The organism is Vogesella amnigena, from assembly GCF_042648905.1.
In the GTDB taxonomy this organism is placed as follows: Bacteria; Pseudomonadota; Gammaproteobacteria; order Burkholderiales; family Chromobacteriaceae; genus Vogesella; species Vogesella amnigena.
In genome coordinates, this window is the sequence record NZ_JBHRYH010000013.1 from 39,278 (window position 1) to 54,633 (window position 15,356).

The 15,356-nt window shown below is 63.1% G+C and carries 10 protein-coding genes, 4 tRNA genes and 1 pseudogene; 5 read left to right on the top strand and 10 right to left on the bottom strand.

What is annotated here, in order from left to right:
- The first annotated feature begins 67 nt into the window (after window positions 1-67).
- A complete protein-coding gene (locus tag ACFOKJ_RS06595) occupies window positions 68-979 on the top strand; it encodes a L,D-transpeptidase (RefSeq protein WP_390277699.1) in 912 nt (303 codons plus the stop codon).
- Window positions 980-1,147: 168 nt separating this feature from the next.
- Here the strand turns inward: ACFOKJ_RS06595 and ACFOKJ_RS06600 are convergent.
- From ACFOKJ_RS06600 to ACFOKJ_RS06615, 4 genes are all read right to left on the bottom strand, one after another.
- Window positions 1,148-1,234: transfer RNA gene (locus ACFOKJ_RS06600), tRNA-Leu, on the bottom strand.
- 53 nt (window positions 1,235-1,287) lie between these two features.
- Window positions 1,288-1,374 (bottom strand) — tRNA-Leu (locus tag ACFOKJ_RS06605).
- Window positions 1,375-1,413: 39 nt separating this feature from the next.
- Window positions 1,414-1,500: transfer RNA gene (locus ACFOKJ_RS06610), tRNA-Leu, on the bottom strand.
- Window positions 1,501-1,529: 29 nt separating this feature from the next.
- Window positions 1,530-1,616 (bottom strand) — tRNA-Leu (locus ACFOKJ_RS06615).
- Window positions 1,617-1,708: 92 nt separating this feature from the next.
- Here ACFOKJ_RS06615 and rnr point away from each other — a divergent pair.
- Window positions 1,709-4,447 carry a ribonuclease R gene (gene rnr / locus ACFOKJ_RS06620; RefSeq protein ID WP_390277701.1) on the top strand — a complete coding sequence of 913 codons (2,739 nt, stop codon included), beginning with the start codon at window positions 1,709-1,711 and terminating at the stop codon, window positions 4,445-4,447.
- Window positions 4,448-4,502: 55 nt separating this feature from the next.
- Here the strand turns inward: rnr and ACFOKJ_RS06625 are convergent, their stop codons facing one another.
- On the bottom strand, window positions 4,503-6,185 hold the full coding sequence (locus ACFOKJ_RS06625) for a flagellinolysin (RefSeq protein ID WP_390277703.1): 1,683 nt from the start codon (window positions 6,183-6,185) through the stop codon (window positions 4,503-4,505).
- 287 nt (window positions 6,186-6,472) lie between these two features.
- Between ACFOKJ_RS06625 and ACFOKJ_RS06630 the strand changes: the two are divergent.
- A pseudogene (locus tag ACFOKJ_RS06630) lies at window positions 6,473-7,234 on the top strand (CHAD domain-containing protein).
- A gap of 219 nt (window positions 7,235-7,453) precedes the next feature.
- Window positions 7,454-8,140: a substrate-binding periplasmic protein gene (locus ACFOKJ_RS06635; protein ID WP_390277705.1), complete on the top strand. Its 687-nt coding sequence runs from the start codon at window positions 7,454-7,456 to the stop codon at window positions 8,138-8,140.
- A 63-nt stretch (window positions 8,141-8,203) separates the two neighbouring features.
- Here the strand turns inward: ACFOKJ_RS06635 and ACFOKJ_RS06640 are convergent, their stop codons facing one another.
- Window positions 8,204-8,872 (bottom strand): Clp protease ClpP, encoded by a 669-nt coding sequence (locus ACFOKJ_RS06640; protein WP_390277707.1) that lies wholly within the window; start codon window positions 8,870-8,872, stop codon window positions 8,204-8,206.
- Between the two features lie 146 nt (window positions 8,873-9,018).
- Entirely contained in the window at window positions 9,019-9,618 is a 600-nt protein-coding gene (locus ACFOKJ_RS06645) for a short chain dehydrogenase (protein WP_390277709.1), read from the bottom strand.
- Window positions 9,619-9,713: 95 nt separating this feature from the next.
- Between ACFOKJ_RS06645 and ACFOKJ_RS06650 the strand changes: the two genes are divergently transcribed.
- The gene (locus ACFOKJ_RS06650) at window positions 9,714-10,661 is read left to right on the top strand and encodes a LysR family transcriptional regulator (RefSeq protein WP_390277712.1); all 948 of its coding nucleotides are present in this window, start codon (window positions 9,714-9,716) and stop codon (window positions 10,659-10,661) included.
- 52 nt (window positions 10,662-10,713) lie between these two features.
- Here the strand turns inward: ACFOKJ_RS06650 and ACFOKJ_RS06655 are convergent, their stop codons facing one another.
- The 3 genes from ACFOKJ_RS06655 to mfd all read right to left on the bottom strand — a co-directional run bounded on the left by ACFOKJ_RS06655 (window position 10,714) and on the right by mfd (window position 15,281).
- Window positions 10,714-11,310 carry a BPSL1445 family SYLF domain-containing lipoprotein gene (locus tag ACFOKJ_RS06655; protein ID WP_390277714.1) on the bottom strand — a complete coding sequence of 199 codons (597 nt, stop codon included), beginning with the start codon at window positions 11,308-11,310 and terminating at the stop codon, window positions 10,714-10,716.
- Between the two features lie 143 nt (window positions 11,311-11,453).
- A complete protein-coding gene (locus tag ACFOKJ_RS06660) occupies window positions 11,454-11,822 on the bottom strand; it encodes a response regulator transcription factor (protein WP_390277716.1) in 369 nt (122 codons plus the stop codon).
- Between the two features lie 60 nt (window positions 11,823-11,882).
- Complete coding sequence (mfd, locus tag ACFOKJ_RS06665) at window positions 11,883-15,281, bottom strand: transcription-repair coupling factor (RefSeq protein WP_390277719.1); 3,399 nt, start codon at window positions 15,279-15,281, stop codon at window positions 11,883-11,885.
- Window positions 15,282-15,356: the final 75 nt, after the last annotated feature.

Below are 15,356 nucleotides of genomic sequence, written 5' to 3' on the forward strand. Positions count from 1 at the left end.
ACGCACGGCACGGGCTGCGATCTATCGCAATGCAACAAACACCGGACCATCTGGTACCATCACCATCATGCGAACCGTATCATTCATTCATCATTTTTCGCGCGCTGGCCTGTTGGCTGGCGCGCTGCTGTGTGTTGCGCAACCGGTGCTGGCCAGTGTGCCGGAGCCGGACGTGGTTGTGGCCAGCGAAGGGCAGCACCTGATCGTCAACCTGCCACAGACCCGGGTGCACCTGTACCAGGATGGCGTGCTGCTGCGCAGTTACCCGGTGGCGGTTGGCCGCGAGATCACCCGGACCCCCACCGGCAGTTACAGTATTACCGGCGTTTACCGCGACCCAACCTGGCATGTGCCCAAGTCCATTCAGGAAGAAATGGCCAGACAGGGCAAGCCGGTAAAGACCGAGGTGCCGCCGGGGCCGGATAATCCGCTGGGCAAGGTATTCATCCGTTTTGGCGAGCCGCGGCTGGGGCTGGGCTTCCACGGCACCAACCAGCCGGCCAGCGTGCCAGGGGTGCGCAGCCATGGCTGTGTGCGCCTGCGCAACGAAAATGCGCTGGCGCTGGCCGACTGGGTGACAGTGGGTGCGCAGGTGACCATAGCCTATCAGCCGCTGGTGCTGAACGAGGACGAGGCGGGCGAGCTGTGGCTGACGGCGTATCGTGACGTTTATGGCATGAAGGATCCGTCCTATCAGTACCTGGCCAATACCCTGCTGAGCTGGCAGCAGGAAAAGGGCAAGGTGCTGTACGGCGCGCGGGTGGACAAGGCGATTCGCGAGCGCAAGGGCAAGCCGGTATGCCTGTCGTGCAAGGATGCTGACAAGGCGGTCATTACCGGTGGCCTGTTGGCCAAGCGCTGGCTGAGCGTGGATCAGCTGGAGCAGCCTGCCGAGGGTGAGACCTTGCAGCCGGTGCCGGTGGGTGGTCGTTTGCAGCTGCCGCAACGGGGCAAGCTGCCGCTGCCGCGTAGCAGCTGACCCGACAGTATCTTGCCAGTGAGGTTGGTAAATGCCGTGCCCTGTTGGGGGGTGCGGCATTTTTCATGTGCAGCGACTGGTGGCAGGGGGCTGGTGGTATTGCGTTGCTGCCGGCTGTCGGTGCTGGAATGCAAAAAAGCTGCAGACATAGTCTGCAGCTTTTTATGCTGGTGCCCAGGAGAAGACTCGAACTTCCACAGTGTTGCCACCGCTAGGACCTGAACCTAGTGCGTCTACCAATTCCGCCACCTGGGCTAAAACCTGATTGTGTGTTGCTGATGTGTGGACACCAACAACAAGAAACTTGTTGGTGCCCAGGAGAAGACTCGAACTTCCACAGTGTTGCCACCGCTAGGACCTGAACCTAGTGCGTCTACCAATTCCGCCACCTGGGCACATCGCAAATTTTTATCCGGAGGGCATCAGCGTGATGCTGGTGCCCAGGAGAAGACTCGAACTTCCACAGTGTTGCCACCGCTAGGACCTGAACCTAGTGCGTCTACCAATTCCGCCACCTGGGCATTCCGGATTGTTACAGCTAGCAGAGAGTTGGTGCCCAGGAGAAGACTCGAACTTCCACAGTGTTGCCACCGCTAGGACCTGAACCTAGTGCGTCTACCAATTCCGCCACCTGGGCTCTGCTATGCTGTATCATCAATGTGTTGCGTTGCTTTTTCGCTGCAGCACATCGAAGAAGCACGCATTATAAAGAACTTTTTGAGTGTGTCAATGGCTACCAAACGAAAAAATAGTAAGAATGTGCCGTTGCGCCAGCAAGATCCATTCCTTGCGCGCGAAAAAACCAAATACGACAATCCCTTACCGAGTAGAGAATTCATTCTCGAAATCCTCGAAAAAAACGGCGTGCCGATGCATGCCGAGGAATTAGCCGCAGTTTTCCCCATTTACGATAATGAGCTCGACCTGTTCGAGCGCCGCCTGCGCGCCATGGAGCGTGCCGGTCAGGTTCTGATCAACCGCAAGGGCGATATCTGCGTGGCGCAGAAACTCGACCTGATTCCCTGCCGCATCAGCGGTCACCGCGATGGTTTCGGCTTTGCCATGCGTGAAGCTGGCGATGGCGACGATATCTTTCTGTCCGAACGCGAAATGCGCAAAGCAATGCATGGCGACCGTGTCATGGTGCGCATTGCCGGTACCGACCGCCGTGGCCGCCAGGAAGGCCGCATCGCGGAGATCATCGAACGGCGCACCACCCGCCTGATCGGCCGCATCTACAAAGAGCGCGGCGTATGGTTCGTGGTGCCGGAAGATCGCCGCATCAACCACGAAATGCTGGTGGAAGCCGGTGGCGAAGATGGCGCCAGCGATGGCCAGGTAGTGATGGTGGACATCGTCGATTACCCGGACGAGCATCGCCAGGCCATTGTGCGGGTGACCGAAGTGCTGGGCGAATATGCCGACCCGGGCATGGAAATCGAGATCGCACTGCGCAAGCATGACCTGCCGCACGTGTTCTCCGACGAGGCACTGGCGCAGGCCAAGGCTACCAGCCAGAAGGTGGGCAAGCGCGACAGCAAGGGCCGTGTCGACCTGCGCGATCTGCCGCTGGTAACTATTGATGGCGAAACCGCGCGCGACTTCGACGATGCGGTGTATGCCGAGAAAAGCGGCAAGGGCTATCGCCTGATCGTGGCCATTGCCGATGTCAGCCACTACGTGCGCCCGGGCGACGCGCTGGATATCGATGCGCGCGAGCGTAGCACCTCGGTGTACTTCCCGCGCCGGGTAATCCCGATGCTGCCGGAAGAACTGTCCAACGGCATCTGCTCGCTGAATCCGGACGTGGATCGGCTGTGCATGGTGTGCGACATGCAGATTTCCGCGCGCGGCAAGGTGAAAAAGTACCAGTTCTACCCGGCTGTGATGCGCTCGCAGTGCCGCTTTACCTATACCCAGGTGTGGCAGCTGCTGTCCGAGGGTGGCAAGCACAAGCTCAAGCCGCAGCTGGAGGTGCTGTATGCGCTGTTCCAGCAGCTGTTGGAACAGCGCCAGCAGCGTGGTGCGGTAGATTTCGATACCACCGAAACGCAGATGCTGTTCGATGACAACGGCAAGATCAGCCAGATCGTGCCGGTGGTGCGCAACAATGCCCACCGCCTGATCGAGGAGTGCATGCTGGCAGCCAACGTCTGCGCCGCCGAATTCATCCTCAAGCACGAGCACAAGGGCCTGTTCCGCGTGCACGAAGGCCCGACGCCGGAGAAACTGGAGCAGCTGCAGAACTTCCTGCGCTTGAAGGGCCTGCAGCTCAGTGGCGGCGACAAGCCAACCACCAAGGATTACGCGGCACTGGCCGATGCCGTGCGCGAGCGCCCGGATGCGTCGATGATCCAGACCATGCTGCTGCGCTCCATGCAGCAGGCGGTGTACCAGCCGGACAACCTAGGCCATTTCGGCCTGTCCTACGACGCCTACACCCATTTCACCTCGCCGATCCGTCGTTACCCTGACTTGCTGGTGCATCGCACCATCAAGGCCGTCCTGGATGACAAGAAGTACAAGCCGGGCAAGTGGGAACAACTGGGCATGCACTGCTCGATGGCCGAGCGCCGCGCCGACGACGCCAGCCGCGATGTGCAATCCTGGCTCAAGACCTACTACATGCGCGACAAGGTGGGCGAAGTGTTCCGCGGCAAGATCAGCGCGGTGGCCGGCTTCGGTATCTTCGTACTGCTGGACGAGCTGTACGTGGAAGGCATGGTGCACATTTCCGAACTGGGCCGCGATTACTTCCACTTCCACAAGGAGCAGCAGGCCATCATCGGCGAGAAGAGCGGGTTGAAATACCAGCTTGGCGACCCGGTGACCATCCGCGTGGTGCGTGCCGAACTGGATACCGCACAGGTGGAGTTCGCTCTGGTGAATCCTGAGCGTGCCGGTGACGGGGACGTTGGCCGCAAGCAGCATGGTCGCCGTACGCAGGACGAGCAGGTAGCGGGTAAGGGGGGCAAGTCCAGGTCGTCGCGACGTCGTAGCGATGAACAGGCGCACGGGCGCAAACCCAAACCGGGCCAGCACACGCCGGCGGCACCGGCTGTGGCGCCGGCGCAGCCAGAACCCCAGGCTCAGGCGCAGAGCAAGCCTGGCGCGCGTCGCAAGCCGGCTGCACGTGCGAGTCAGGAGGCTGTAGTCCAGCCGGAGCAGCAACCCAAACCGGCGGATACGCAGCCGGCCGTGGGTGCGCCCGAGCCAGTTGCCGCGGCAAAAACCAGCAGCCGCCGCCGCAAGCCGGCAGCTGCCAGAACGGCGGCAGGCGCCAGCACCGAGGCAAGTAGCGCGCAACAGCCCGAGGCAACTGCCCCGGCCAAGCCACGCAGCCGCGCGCGCCAGGCTGCGCCGGCCAAACCGGAAGCGGCTGCTGCGCCGTCTGCCCAGGCGCAGCCTGACGCTCAACCCAAGGCAAGCCGTACGCGGCAGCGCCGCAAGCCGGGTCAGACTGGCTAGCCGGTGTGCAGCATGAAAAAGGGGCCATCAAGGCCCCTTTTTCATGCTGCGGCGTTTAGCGCAATAACTGCAAGGCCAGCTGTGGTGAGGTGTTGGCTTGCGCCAGCATGGCGGTGCCTGCCTGTTGCAATACCTGCTGCCGGGTAAGGCGGCTGGTTTCCTCGGCAAAATCGGTATCCATGATGCGCGAGCGCGACGCACTGACATTCTCGCTGGCAGTCGCCAGGTTCTGGCGCACACTGTCCAGCCGGGACAGGGTGGCGCCAACCTTGGCTCGCTCCTGGGTCACGTAGTTGATGGCGCGATCGATGCTGTAGATGGCAAATTTTGGCAGTGTGCTCAGGTCAACGGTGTTGATGCCAAGTGCAGAGGCATTCAGGGCGCCTAACGATACGTCCAGCGTCTGTCCTTTTTCCGCGCCAATCTGATAGGTTTGCCGCTTGATACCTGTGCTGCCACCAATGTCGGGAAACACCAGCTTGAAGCCCTGCAGCACATCGGTGCCGGAGTTGCCGGCATCGTTGTCGTCAATCACCGATTGTTGGGTGAACGCCTGGCCATTGTCGGCATCCAGACCACCGATTGCGCCCGTGTCGGCATTGCTCAGATCCATGCCGGCGATATAGGCGGCGCCATTGCTGTTCCAGTCACTGATGAAGGCTGCTTCGTTGGCATACACGCCTCCGCTGACCGCATTCAGTGCGGTGCTGAGCGTGGAGCCGGCATTCTGGCTCAGGTAAGTCATCAGCTCCTTGATGCCATCGGCTCCGGTGGCCTTCAGCTTGTCATGCATGTAGCGCACGGCGGCGTAGGCGTTGGAATAGCTGGCGGAGGTGCTGCCCCAGGCTGCGCCCAGGTCATTGCCGCTGATCAGGTTGGCCGCACCGCCTGCGGCGGCCAGGTCGATGCTCAGTCGCTCATCCGCGCCGTGAATCAGCTCGGCGGCGCCCTCCTTGAACCAGGTGGAGAGCGCGGTGAAGTTCATGCTGCGGCCCATCACCGCATGCACCATTTCGTGGGCGATGATGCGGTCGTTGAACATCGGAGAACTGCCGCCATTGGGCAGGTTGGCCGGCGAGAAGTCCTGCATGTCGATGTTCAGGAACTGGTTGAACACCTTGCCGCCAGCACCGCCGGTTCCGCTTACCGACGCGGCCACATTGCCGGCGCCGTCGGTAAAGTTAAGGTTCACCTCCAGCTGTGCGCCATCACCCTGGATGCCGAAGTAGGTGGCAATACGCCGTTCCGAGGCCTCCAGCCAGCCAAGCTGCAAGCCATCCAGCACCGCGCGTTTGTTGGGGTCGCCCGCCATGCTGTTTTGCGCTTGCGAGAACAGCTGCATGCCGTTGTAAACCGTGTCCTGGCCGATCTGGTTAATGCCTTGCAACAGCTGGTTGGCCTCGGCCTGCAGTGCCTGGCGATCGTTGCCGGACAGCGTACCGTTGGCCGCCTGCACCGCCAGCTCCCGTACCCGTTGCAGCATGTCGCCTACCGTGCTCATGGCGCCTTCCGCCACCTGCATCATCGAGGTTCCATCGTTGGCATTCCGCAGCGCCTGGTTGTTGCCGCGTATGCGCGAGGTCATGCGATCGCCAATTGCCAGCCCGGCAGCATCATCCTTGGCGCTGTTCACACGCAGGCCGGACGACAGGCGTGACAAGCTCTGCCCCAGCTTGGCGCTGGCGCTGTCGAGTTGTCGCTGGCCGAATTGTGCCAACAGATTGGTGTTGATCTGCATGCCGGAGATCCGCGCTGGGAAATAGAAACGCAGTGACGTATGGTGCTTTATCGGCAGCTTTGGCGATTGCTTGATGGTTTAGTAAGTGAATTGTTATCGAATTATGTCGACCTGGTGTGGTGTCGGAAACGCGAGGCTACAGCTCCGCGCAGTTGCCTGGCAGGCGCAGCCTGTAGATAAGGGGGGTGAAAGATGCCGATGTCAGCCGGATCGGAGCCGATGCTATGCGGGGAATTCCGCCGACACGTGAACAGTGGATGGCGGCCACTCAATGACAAGGGCAAGCGATGCATGGTGATTCCACTGGCCAGCTACTGCGCCAGCATCTACAGCAGCTATTGCTGACCATCCGCCTGGCCGTGCCGGCTATGGCAGGGACGGATGGCGAGGCGCTGCACCGGCTGCGTACCGCTTTGCGCCAGCTGCGCTGCCTGCTGCGCATGTTGCAGTCGCAGTCTGCAACCACGCTACTGGCGCCATTGCAGGCAGGTCTAGGCGAATTCACCCGCCGCAGCAACCCGTGGCGTGATAGGGAGGTCCGCTTGCAGCTGCTGCAGGCCATGGCGGCACAGGCCGATACGCAGGCATTTGCCCGCTGGCGCCGGCGCGAAGCGGGGCAGATAGCGCGTGGGCGCAGCTTGTTGAGCCAGCAGGGCGCTGAGCTGGAACCGCTGCTGCAGGCGGCCTGGCAATACTGCCTTCCCTTGCTGGCTGGCGACAGCAAGCGTTTACACAAGGCACTGCTGCACGAGCTGCGCCGCAGCAGGCGGCGCTACCGACGGCAGCGGGCCTTGCTGCGGTAACAGCCACTGGATGCAACGCAGGCGCACCGCACACGGTTGCTGGCCAAGCGCCTGCGTTACCAGGTGGAAGTGTGTGCCGGCGTAGTGGGCAAGCGCTGGCGGCAACGGGCTGCGCGCGCCAGGTTGTGGCAGCAGCGGCTGGGAGACAGCCGCGATCACATGCTGCTGCTGCAAAGCCTGCAGCGTGATCAGGTGCCGCTGCCTGCAGTGTTGCGGCGGCAACTGGGGCTGGTTCGCAGCCAGTGACGCGTGGCTCGTAATCAGTAAGCAGTCAACCATGCCCTTGCCACCTGGCTGCGGATGGCCTTGCCAATGCCGGCCTGGCAAGTATGCTGGAACCATACCGGGCGCGAATGTGCGCGGCATGGCAAGCAGCCAATCACCAATACGGAGCGGGTAGACAGCATGCATGCAGTGACTGATTGGCGGCTTCCCGTACTGCTAGGAGGGCTGTTGTGGGTCGATATGGCAGCCGCAGCCGACCTGGTGCTGCATGCCTATCAGCGCCCGCCGTTCATGGTGGCGCACGGGGCGGCGGTGAGCGGCATTACCGCCGATATCGCCAGCAAGGTAGTGGCGCGGGCCGGCCTGACATTTCGCTGGGAGCTGACGCCAGCCAAGCGCCAGCTGGTGCTGCTTGCCAACAGCCGGCAGCCGGAGTGCGGGGTGGGCTGGTTCCGCAATCCGCAGCGCGAGCGCTTTGCCAGCTTTACGCGTCCCATCTACCGCGACAAGGGGGTGGTGCTGATTGCCCGGCCGGATCTGCCATTGCCTTCACCGTTGTCCTTGTCACGGCTGTTAGGGCATGCCGGCTACACCGTGCTGTTGAAAGACGGGCTGACCTATGGCTACCACGTGCAGCAGGCCTTGGCCGCGAAAGTGCTCGCCCGCCTGATTGTGACCACGATCGAGCAGCCGCAAATGGTGCGCATGATCAGCGCCGGTCGTGCCGATGCCATGTTTGCCACGCTGGAAGAAGCGCAGATGCTGCTGGTGAACGGTGAGAACGGGCAGGGGGCGCTGCGGTTGCTGCCGCTGACGGACATGCCCACCGGCGATCTGCGCTACCTGATGTGCAGCCGGCAGGTGCCGCGCGAGTGGATGCGGCGGCTGGATGCGGCCATCCTGGCGGAGGTCGGGCCGCTGTCCTAAGGCTGCGCGACAACGCCGGCGGGCGAGGCCGCTCCGGCACGGCACGGCCTGTCGCGGCGGGGGTCAGAGCGTGGTCTTGCGGCCTTTTTTCTCCAGCCCGCCATCTGTCTTGGCCTTGCTCTTGCGCGGGTGGGTGCTGGGCTCGCCTTTCTGGATGCGGTGCAGGCGGCGGCGGATCTCGTCGCTGTCCATCCAGATATCCTCGCCTTTGAAGATACGCTCCAGCTCCTCGTCGGCCAGGAACGGCCGGCACACATGGCGCATCACTTTCTCGAACCATTTGCTGCTGGCCAGCACCTGCGCCTGCTGCTCGTTGCCCTTGCCGATCAGTGCCGATGAGTAGTTGTGGAACATCAGCTGACAAGTGTCGTGCAGGATCAGCTCGTCGCCGGCCAGGAACAGCAGCGCGCCCATGGAGTAGGCGCGTGCTTCCAGAATGGTGATCACATGTGCCGGGCTGGCGGCGATATTGTTGATGATCTGCAGTCCGGTATCGAAATTGCCGCCCGGGGTGTTGAGATGCAGGAAGATCACATCGGTGTTGCTGGCGCTGCGCAGGGTATACAACAGATCGGTGTAGTGGATCGGGTCGCCGATTTCGCCGGACAGGTAAAAGGAAATCTGCCGCACCGTGCCCTGGGCTTCGTAGCGGCGGAACAGCGGCAGATTGCTGTCGTTCTCATCGTCGTCATCGTGCTGGCGCGGCAGGTTATGCATGGACTGGCGGGACATGACAGCTCCTCGAATGGTTGCAGGCGGCCGCGTGCGTGGCGGCCATGACTTGATGGTAGCGTCTGCTCTGCCATTGTGCAGCCTGCATATGGCGGGCTGGCAACCGCCACATGGGTCGCCATCTGGCGGCCCATGTTGTCCATGGCTTATTGCACCTTGTACACCTTGCCGCTGTTGGCTCCTTCCACGCTCTTGCTGTACGCCAGTGCCACCCGCGCCGCCGGGGCGGATTCAAAGCCGCGGAAGTACGGGCCGTAGCTGGGCAGCGATTCGGTCAGCACCGTGGGGCTGACCACGTTGATGCGCAGTCCGCGCGGCAGCTCTATGGCGGCGCTGCGTACAAAGCCTTCCAGCGCGGCATTGGCCATGCTGGCTCCGCTGCCGTACACGATGGGCTCTTCGCTCAGAATGCCGCTGGTGAGGGTGAAACTGCCGCCATCGTTGAGCAGATGCTGGCCAGCCAGCACCAGATTGACCTGGCCCAGCAGCTTGTCCTGCAGACCGATCTGGTACTGCTGCGGGGTGAATTCGGCCAGCGCGCCAAAATGCACGTTGCCGGCAGCACTTACCACTGCATCCAGTTTGCCGGCGGCAGCGTACATCGCCTGCACACTGGCCAGATCCGCCATGTTCACCCGCAGGTCGCCACTGTTGCGGCCGGCGGTGATGATCTCGTGGCGGGCTTGTAGCTCGGCGCTGACCGCACGGCCGATGGTGCCGTTGGCACCGATGATCAGGATACGCATGACTTACTCCTTGGGTTTGGTTTGTTCACATGGGTAATGCTATCCCGGCTCTTGTTGGCGATAATCAGGCCTGTGGTGAATAAACTGTCAATCTGATGAAAACAATTGATCTGGCCAGCGAGGCACAGCAGTTGCAGTGGGCGATGGCGTTCGTGGCGGTGGTGGAGCAGGGCAGCTTTACCGCTGCCGCCGACAGCCTGCAGGTTTCCAAGTCATTGCTCAGCAAGCAGCTGCGGCAGCTGGAGGCGGCGCTGGGCGCCCAGCTGCTGTATCGCACCACCCGCCGTCTGCTACTGACCGAGGCGGGAGAGCTGTACCTGTCGCACTGCCGCGACTGGTTGCAGCGGGTGCAGGCAGCGCGACAGGCCCTGACCGAGCTACGGGAGGACATTGCCGGTAGCCTGCGGCTGACGGTGCCCACCAGCTTTGGCGGCGTATTCATGGCTCAGGCGATGCTGGCACTGCGGATGGCTTACCCGGCGTTGCAGGTCGAGCTGGATCTGTCGTCACAGACCCGAGACCTTGAAGCCGACGGGTTCGATCTGGCGATCCGCGCCAATATTCCGCCGCCGGAGCGACTGGTGGCGCGGCCACTGGCCGAGGTGGCGGACTGGCTGGTGGCCGCGCCTGCCTACCTGGCAACGGCTGGTACGCCGCAGTTACCAGCAGAGTTGGCCGCACACGACTGTCTGTGCAACAGCCATTTTGCGCATGGCCGGCACTGGGTGTTTCAGCGCAACGGCGAGCTGCAGACCGTGGATGTACGCGCACCGATCACGGTGAACGATTACAACCTGATCCGTAATCTCGCGCTGCAGTCAGCGGGTATTGCCCGGCTGCCGGCCTACCTGGTGGGTGGAGATGTGGCGGCCGGGCGCCTGCAGCGGCTGCTGCCGAACTATCGCAGCGGCGGCCAGCAGCTGTACCTGGTGTACCCGCAGCGGCTGCCGCAACCGGCCAAGCAGCGGGTGCTGGTGGCATTCCTGCTGCAGTGGTTTGCCGCGCCGGAGCAGGCGGCGTTGCTGGGGCATTTACCGGGCTGACACCCAAAAAACCGGGCCGCAGTGCAGCCCGGTTTATCTGCCGGCAGGCGGCTTACATATCCAGCTTGCTCACCTTGGTGCCTTCCAGCGTCAGGTTGGCCATCAGCCCGGCATTGGTCATCACGAAGCCGATGACCGGCTGCTGCGCGGTATTCAGGTCGATATCGCCATTGGCGCCGACCTTGGCCAGTGCCACCGAGGCATCCACGCCTGCAGTCCAGCCATTGCCATTACGGAATTTGTTCAGCGCATCCTGCGTCATGAACAGAAAGATCACCGCCTTGGATTGGGCGCCCAACTGCCAGCCCAGCGAGCCGCTGACGGTCTGGTAATAGCCGGCAGGCTGGCCGCCCACGCGTAGCGCGCCCTTGCCGTATTCGGCGCCTACCACGAAGCCGGCGGCCAGCACCGACGGGAAGATCAGCACGCCGCGTGCCTTGTTCACCAGCTCCTGCGAGCCGTGGGCGTTGCGGTACAGGCGTTCCAGCGTGGCGTTGTAGCCGGCGTCGATTTCCTGACGCTGGCTGGCAATATTGCCGGCAGTGGCAGTCGCCGCGGGTTTGGTGGTGGTGAGATAGCCGCCGCCGGAGGAGGTGCAGCCGGTGGCCAGCAGGGAGGCTGCCAGCAAGGTGATAACGGGGTGTTTCATGATCTGCTCCTGATCGCGGCCGCAGATTGGAGATGCAGGCCGCAAGCAATGCCTGGCGGCGTCGAATGGCGCCACCCAGCCCTTGTTATAGGCGCTGGCATCTCGCGCAGATGCTTGATTGGTATCGATTTATTGACGAATTGTTACTGTGCCTCCGCACGGGTTTTCTGCTGCAGGAACAGCGAAAACAGCTCGGCCTGCGAATTGATGCCCAGCTTGCTGTACAGGTGCTTGCGGTGTGCCTTCACCGTATCGGTGGCAATGCCCAGCCGCTGCGCGATGCCCTTGGAGGAGTAGCCGCTGAGCAGCAGCTGGCCGATCTCCTGCTCGCGGGCGGTAAGGTTGGCACCGGCAAACAGCCATCTGCGGTGTTGACCAGCTTGGCTAGGGCGGTGCTGCTGGACTACCTGTTCCTGCAGATGGTGATCTGGCTGTTCGGCGCGGTATATCTCAATGGCGCTTTCCCGCCGGAGATGGATTTCTCCGAGGCGTAAACCAGCGCTGAACAACATTGCGGCCAACCCTATGCCAGGGTTGGCCGCAATGTTTTTGTACCTCTGAAACGGACGGGATTACGCCGCCAGCTCCTTCAGCAGCTCCTTCACCTTGCCGATGCGCTGCGCCACTTCCGGCAGCGGCTGTTCCACCCGCAGCTTGTCCTGGCCGGCCAGTTTGTAGTGCCGCTTGCTCTGGATCAGCATGATGATCTTCACCGGGTCGATCGGCGGGTTCTTCACGAAGGTGAGCTGGATGGCCACTTCGCTGGCGTCCAGTTTCTGGATGCCCATTTCCCTTGCGGCCAGGCGCAGGCGGTGGCTTTCGATCAGCGTTTTCACGCTCTGCGGCGGCAGGCCGAAGCGGTCGATCAGCTCCTCGTGGATGGCATCGATCTCGTCTTCGCTTTCGCAGGTGGCCAGCCGCTTGTAGATCACCAGTCGCTCGTGCACACCGGGGCAGTATTCGTCCGGCAGCAGCGCGGGGCTGTGCAGGTTGATCTCGGTGGTAACACCCAGCGGGGCGTCCAGATCCGGCTCGCGGCCCTTCTTCAGGTCGCGCACCGCCTGCTTGAGCATCTCGGTGAACAGCGAAAAACCGACTTCCTGCATCTCGCCGGACTGGCCTTCGCCCAGCACTTCGCCTGCACCGCGGATTTCCAGGTCGTGCATCGCCAGGTAGAAGCCGGCGCCCAGTTCCTCGGAAGCCTGGATCGCCTCCAGCCGCTTCTGCGCATCCTTGGTCATGCCGTCCGGGGTCAGCAGGTAGGCGTAGGCCTGGTGATGGCTGCGGCCAACCCGGCCGCGCAGCTGGTGCAGCTGGGCCAGGCCGAACTTGTCGGCGCGGTTGATCAGGATGGTGTTGGCGTTGGGGATGTCGATGCCGGTCTCGATGATGGTGGAGCACAGCAGCACGTTGTAGCGTACTTGCAGAAAGTCGCGCATCACCTGTTCCAGCTCGCGTTCGCGCAGCTGGCCGTGTGCTACGCCGATGCGCGCCTCCGGCACCAGTTCGCCGAGTTTCTCGCGCATGTTCTCGATGGTGTCCACCTCGTTGTGCAGGAAGAATACCTGCCCGCCACGCTTGAATTCGCGCAGCATGGCTTCGCGGATGATGCCGTTGCGGCTGGGGCTGACAAAGGTCTTCACCGCCAGACGGCGGCTGGGGGCGGTGGTGATGGCGGAGAATTCGCGCAGCCCTTCCAGTGCCATCGACAGCGTGCGCGGAATCGGCGTGGCGGTGAGGGTGAGCACGTCCACGTTGGCGCGCAGGCGTTTGAGCTGCTCCTTCTGCCGCACGCCGAAGCGGTGTTCCTCGTCGATGATCACCAGCCCCAGGTTCTTGAATTCGACATCCGGCTGCACCAGTTTGTGGGTGCCGATCACGATGTCGATGCTGCCGTCGGTCAGGCCGGCCATGGCGGCTTTCACTTCCTTGGCACTCTTGAAGCGCGACAGCTCGGCAATCTTCACCGGCCAGTCGGCAAAGCGGTCGGCAAAGTTCTGGTAGTGCTGTTCGGCCAGCAGGGTGGTGGGTACCAGCACTGCCACCTGCTTGCCGCCCATTACTGCCACGAAGGCGGCTCGCAGCGCCACTTCGGTCTTGCCGAAGCCAACGTCGCCGCACACCAGGCGGTCCATCGGCTTGCCGCTGGTCATGTCGCCGATCACCGCTTCGATGGCGCTGGCCTGGTCCGGGGTTTCCTCGAAGCCGAAGCCGGCGGCAAAGGCGTCGTAATCGTGGTGGCTCAGCGTAAAAGCATGGCCCTCGCGTGCGGCGCGCTGCGCGTACAGATTGAGCAGCTCGGCGGCGGTGTCGCGCGCCTTTTCCGCCGCGCGCTTCTTGGCCTTGTCCCAGGCCGGGCTGCCCAGGCGGTGCAGCTGCACATTGTCGCTGGCGTTGCCGGCGTAGCGGCTGATCAGCTGCAGCTGCGACACCGGCACGTACAGCGTGGCGCCTTCGGCGTACTCCAGCTGCATCATTTCGGTTTCGCCTTCGCCCAGGTCGATGGACACCAGGCCGAGGTAGCGGCCGATGCCGTGCGCTTCGTGCACCACCGGGTCGCCCACTTTCACCTCGGCCAGGTCGCGCAGCATGGCGTCGGAGCTGGCGGCCTTGCGGCGCTTGGTGTGGCTGCGCGCCACGTGCTGGTACAGCTCGGCCTCGGTGACGATGGCAAGGTTGGCCGCAGCCAGTTCGAAGCCGCTGTACAGCGGCGTGGCCGCCAGCGCCAGCTTGTCGTCGCTGGCCAGGAATTCGGCCCAGCTGTCCATGGCCTTGGGCTGGATGCCGTTGTCGCGCAGGAACTGCTGCAGGGTTTCGCGCCGGCCCAGGCTTTCGGCGCCGATCAGCACCCGGCCGGGGTAGCGGCGCAGGTAGTCGTCCAGCTTGGTGAGCGGGTTGTCGGCGCGGCGGTCCACGCCCAGCTCCGGCAGGCGGCGGTAGTTGTCATTGTCGCCATCTGCGGCCAACTCGAAGCGGGCATAGGGCTTGATGGCGGCCATCAGCTCGTCCGGGCGCAGGAAGATGTCGGCCGGCGGCAGCACCGGGCGCTCTGGCGCGCCCTGCGCCATCTGGTAGCGCGATAGTGCGTCGCGCCAGAAGTTTTCGGCCTCGGCCAGCACATCGCCGTGCAGCACCAGGTTGGCCGCACCGCCCAGGTAGTCGAACACGCTGGCGGTGTCGCTGAAGAACAGCGGCAGGTAGTACTCGATGCCGGCCGGCCACAGCCCGGCGGAGACATCCTTGTAGATGCGGCTCTTGGACGGGTCGCCCTCGATGCGTTCGCGGTAGTGCTGACGGAAGGTGGTGATGCCGTCTTCGTCGCTGGGATATTCACGCGCCGGCAGCAGACGGATCTCCGGCACCGGGTACAGCGTGCGCTGGCTGTCCGGGTCGAAGGTGCGCAGCGAGTCGATCTCGTCGTCGAACAGGTCGATGCGGTAGGGCAGGGTGCTGCCCATCGGGAACAGGTCCACCAGCCCGCCGCGAATCGAGAACTCGCCCGGTGCCACCACTTGCGATACGTGCTGGTAGCCGGCAATCACCATGTCGGCGCGCAGCTTGTCCACGTCCAGCCGCTGTTTCTGCTGCAGCCAGAAGGTGCGGCCTGCCAGATAGCTCACCGGCGCCAACCGCGACAGCACGGTAGACACCGCGGCGATGACCACGTCGCACTCGCCATTGCGGATTTGCCACAGCGTGGCCAGCCGCTCTGAAATCAGGTCGCCATGTGGCGAAAAGTGGTCGTATGGCAGCGTCTCCCAGTCCGGTAATAGTGCAATGCGCAAATCGGGGCGGAAGAACGGCAACTCAGCCTGCAGGCGCTGTGCGTCCTGGGCGCTGGCGGTAAGCACCAGCATTGGCAGTCCGGATTGCGGCAATGCAGCAAGCAGCGCGCTGTCGGCGCTGCCAACTGGCAGGGCCAGGCGGGTCTTCTGGGCGGCCGGTGGCCAGGCGGGCATAGGGGTGGTCATATCGCTATACATTCGCAAAGAGGCGGGTATTATAGTGCGGCGCCGGAAAGCAGGCTGCGCAAGACAGCCACCATA